This window comes from Streptomyces sp. 13-12-16 (assembly GCF_002114215.1).
Taxonomy (GTDB): Bacteria; Actinomycetota; Actinomycetes; order Streptomycetales; family Streptomycetaceae; genus Streptomyces.
This window is the reverse complement of the sequence record NZ_NCTE01000115.1, coordinates 1-3,762: the sequence shown is the minus strand read 5'-3', so window position 1 is coordinate 3,762 and position 3,762 is coordinate 1. Positions and strand designations below refer to the sequence as shown.

2 protein-coding genes and 1 pseudogene are annotated in these 3,762 nt (G+C 70.0%); 2 read left to right on the top strand and 1 reads right to left on the bottom strand.

Going from position 1 to position 3,762, the window contains the following annotated elements; translation table 11 throughout:
• Both B7767_RS05460 and B7767_RS05455 read left to right on the top strand, forming a co-directional pair.
• Positions 1–418, top strand: a pseudogene (locus tag B7767_RS05460) (S-adenosylmethionine:tRNA ribosyltransferase-isomerase); the annotation flags it as partial.
• A 297-nt stretch (positions 419–715) separates the two neighbouring features.
• The gene (locus B7767_RS05455; RefSeq protein ID WP_085571120.1) at positions 716–1,450 is read left to right on the top strand and encodes a transglycosylase SLT domain-containing protein; all 735 of its coding nucleotides are present in this window, start codon (positions 716–718) and stop codon (positions 1,448–1,450) included.
• A gap of 92 nt (positions 1,451–1,542) precedes the next feature.
• Here the strand turns inward: B7767_RS05455 and B7767_RS05450 are convergent.
• A partial coding sequence (locus B7767_RS05450; protein WP_085571119.1) for an ATP-binding cassette domain-containing protein occupies positions 1,543–3,762 on the bottom strand: 2,220 nt, incomplete at its 5' end.

The window sequence follows — 3,762 nt, the reverse complement described above, 5'->3', positions numbered from 1 at the left end:
CGCCCGAGCCGCCGTATCCGGAGCGGTTCGTGGTGCCGGAGGCGTCGGCGCGGCTGATCGGGGCGGTGCGGGCGGGGGGCGGCCGGGTGATCGCGGTGGGGACGACGGCCGTACGGGCGGTGGAGTCGGCGGCCGGTGCGGACGGCGTGGTGCGGGCCCGCGCGGGGTGGACCGACCTGGTGGTGACGCCCGAGCGCGGGGTGTGCGCGGTGGACGGGCTGCTGACCGGGCTGCACGAGCCGGAGGCCTCGCACCTGCTGATGCTGGAGGCGGTCGCGGGGCGGGCGGCGATCGACCGGGGGTACGAGGAGGCGCTGCGCGGGCGCTACCTGTGGCACGAGTTCGGTGATGTGCACCTGGTTCTGCCGGAGTGACCGGACCTCCTCACACAGAGCATTGCTCCAGCAACCACCGGTGAGGGCGGGGGGTGGCCGGTGTGAGGCCGGGCATAGGGCGCACATCACGTACGAAGAGGATTAGGAGAGACATAGCGCCCGCATGAGCGGGACATACTGCCCCCTCTGCCCCGGTTTGCCCGCCCCTGATCCACTACCCGGCTTCGTACGTCACACCTTTGCCCAGCGATTTTGCGGCCGCTAAGAATGGCTGCGTCGCTCAGCGCCGTGGGTATCTCCCCGCGGCGTTTGTGCCGGAAGCACCCTGTCCCCACCGGACGTCGAGCGACCTCCGCGCTATTCGAAGAGGTCCATCCCGCATGTCCAAGAACATCCTCACCCGTGGTCATAGTCGTGCCCTGACCCGTCACCACAAGATCGCCGTCGCCGGTGTCGCCGCCCTCGGCGCCGCCGCCATCGGTTTCTCGGCCGTCCCGAGCAACGCGTCCACGGCCACCACGGCCGAGGCCGCCGCCCCCACGGCGAAGGTCGCGTACAGCACCGAGCCGATCCAGGGCGTCAAGGCGAGCGTCACCGACCGGGCCGCCGGTTCCAGCGTCAAGGTCGAGCAGATCGCGGCGAAGAAGGAGGCCGCGGCCCGGGCCACCGCCGAGAAGAAGGCCGCCGCTGCCGCCGCGGAGGCCAAGGCGGAGAAGGCCCGCCAGGCCGAGGAGGCCGCGAGCCGCGCCGCCGAGCGCGCAGAGGTGAAGCAGGCCGCCCCGGAGAAGACCTACGGCGACAACCTGGACGGCTGGATCCGCGAGTCCCTGGCCATCATGAAGAAGCACGGCATCCCGGGCTCCTACGAGGGCATCCACCGCAACGTCATGCGGGAGTCCTCCGGCAACCCGAAGGCGATCAACCTCTGGGACATCAACGCCCAGAACGGCATCCCGTCCAAGGGCCTGCTGCAGGTGATCCCGCCGACGTTCGACGCCTACCACGTCCCGGGCACCCCGAAGGACATCTACGACCCGGTCGCCAACATCACCGCCGCCTGCAACTACGCGGCCGACAAGTACGGCACCATGGACAACGTCGACAGCGCGTACTGAGGTCGGCGCGGACCTCTTCTCGCGAACCCGAAGACGCCGAAGGGCGGCACCCTCCTGACGGGGTGCCGCCCTTCGGGGCCGTACGGCGCGGACTACTTGCGCATGACCTCGGGCTCGTGGCGGCGCAGGAAGCGGGCCACGAAGAAGCCGCAGATCACGCCGAGGGCGAGCAGCGCGCCCATGTCCATCGCCCAGGCGCCGACCGTGTGCTCCCACAGCGGGTCGGTGTCGCCGGCCGTCTCCGGCGGGCTGATCCTGTTGAAGTCCAGCGTGGCGCCCGAGGCGGCGACCGCCCAGCGCGACGGCATCAGGAACGAGAACTGGTTGACGCCGATCGAGCCGTGCAGGGTGAACAGGCAGCCGGTGAAGACGACCTGGATGATCGCGAACATCACCAGCAGCGGCATGGTCTTCTCGGCGGTCTTCACCAGCGCGGAGATGATCAGGCCGAACATCATCGAGGTGAAGCCGAGCGCCATGATCGGCACGGAGAGCTCCAGCAGCGTGAAGCCGCCGAAGACCAGGCCCTCCTCCGGGATCTCCCGGCTGGAGAAGCCGATCACGCCGACCAGCAGGCCCTGCAGCACGGTGATCATGCCGAGCACGAACACCTTGGACATCAGGTACGCCGAGCGGGACAGGCCGGTGGCGCGCTCCCGCTCGTAGATGACCCGCTCCTTGATCAGCTCGCGCACGGAGTTCGCCGCGCCCGCGAAACAGGCACCCACCGCGAGTATCAGCAGGACCGTGGTCGCCGTGCCGTTCGGGATGATCCGGCCGGTCTGCGGGTTGGGCGGGTTGGGCAGCAGGCCCTTGTCCGCGTCGATGAGCAGGCTGACCGCGCCGAGGACGGCCGGCAGGATCACCATCAGGGCGAGGAAGCCCTTGTCGGAGACGATCACCGAGACGTAGCGGCGCACCAGGGTCACGAACTGTGACATCCAGCCCTGTGGCTTCGGTGGCCGCATCGCCTGCATCGGCGGTACCTGTACGGACTGCGGCGCGACCGCGTCGATGTCCGCGGCGTACATCTGGTAGTGCTGCGAGCCCTTCCAGCGGCCCGCCCAGTCGTAGTCGCGGTAGTTCTCGAAGGCGGAGAAGACGTCGGCCCAGGTGTCGTAGCCGAAGAAGTTCAGCGCCTCCTCGGGCGGGCCGAAGTAGGCGACGGAGCCGCCGGGCGCCATCACCAGGAGCTTGTCGCAGATCGCCAGCTCGGCCACCGAGTGCGTGACGACGAGGACGGTGCGGCCGTCGTCGGCGAGGCCGCGCAGGAGCTGCATGACGTCGCGGTCCATGCCCGGGTCGAGGCCGGAGGTGGGCTCGTCCAGGAAGATCAGGGACGGCTTGGTGAGCAGCTCCAGGGCGACGGAGACGCGCTTGCGCTGGCCGCCGGACAGGGACGTGACCTTCTTGTCCTTGTGGATGTCCAGCTTGAGCTCGCGCAGCACCTCGTCGATGCGGGACTCGCGCTCGGCGGCCGTGGTGTCGGCGGGGAAGCGGAGCTTGGCCGCGTACTTGAGGGCCTTCTTGACGGTCAGCTCCTTGTGCAGGATGTCGTCCTGCGGGACCAGACCGATGCGCTGGCGCAGCTCGGCGAACTGCTTGTAGAGGTTCCGGTTGTCGTAGAGGACCTCGCCCTGGTTGGCCGGGCGGTAGCCGGTGAGCGCCTTGAGCAGGGTCGACTTGCCGGAGCCGGACGGGCCGATGACCGCGATCAGCGACTTCTCGGGGACGCCGAAGGAGACGTCCTTGAGGATCTGCTTGCCGCCGTCGACGGTGACCGTCAGGTGGCGGGCGGAGAAGGACACCTCACCGGTGTCGACGAACTCCTCGAGCCGGTCGCCGACGATCCGGAACGTCGAGTGGCCGACGCCCACGATGTCGGTGGGGCCGAGCAGTTGGGCGCCGCCCTTGGCGATCGGCTGACCGTTGACGTACGTGCCGTTGTGCGAGCCGAGGTCGCGGATCTCCATGCGGCCGTCGGGCGTCGAGTGGAACTCGGCGTGGTTGCGGGAGACCTGGAGGTCGGAGACGACCAGGTCGTTCTCCAGGGCGCGGCCGATGCGCATCACGCGGCCGAGGGAGAACTGGTGGAACGTGGTGGGGCTGCGGTCGCCGTAGACCGGCGGCGCGCCCGCGCCGCTGCCGGGCACCTTCTGCGCGTACTGCTCGCCCGGACCGCCCTGCTGCTGCGGGATCTGCGGCGCGGGCTGCTGCGGTGCCGGCTGCTGCGGCTGCTGCCAGCCGGGCTGCTGGGCGGGCGGCTGCTGCTGCGGCGCCTGCTGGGACCAGCCGGGGTTCGCGCCCTGGGC